This is a genomic window from Mesorhizobium sp. M2E.F.Ca.ET.209.01.1.1 (assembly GCF_004010375.2).
GTDB lineage: Bacteria > Pseudomonadota > Alphaproteobacteria > Rhizobiales > Rhizobiaceae > Mesorhizobium.
In genome coordinates this window covers 1-314 of sequence record NZ_SADP02000874.1, presented here as the reverse complement: position 1 = coordinate 314, position 314 = coordinate 1, and the positions used below count along the sequence as shown (strand labels likewise).

Sequence of the window (314 nt, the reverse complement as noted above, 5' to 3'; positions counted from 1 at the left end):
GCATCGCCGACCCGACCACTTGCAAAAATGCAGTCGACCCCAATACGGGGACGGTCCTTTACCTCTCGACGACATCGCAGGTCTGCATTGTAACCGCCTCCGGCACCTACGCTTACGGTACCCTCGACAGCGCTGGATTGCTGTCGCTGCTCAGCATCACCGGCGTAACGCTTGGGGCTAGTCATCAGGAGCGGTTGAGCCGGTTTTGATGATGCTGAAGCAATTCATAAAGTCGGAAGTCGGGGCGACGATGGTCGACATGGCCATCTCCATGACACTGCTCGTTATGCTCACTCTAGGCTTCGTCACCTTCA

Annotated in this window: 1 pseudogene; it reads left to right on the top strand. The window is 56.7% G+C overall.

Features of this window, described 5'->3' with window-relative positions:
• Positions 1 to 209, top strand: a pseudogene (locus tag EN852_RS41975) (hypothetical protein); the annotation flags it as partial.
• Between the last annotated feature and the right edge of the window lie 105 nt (positions 210 to 314).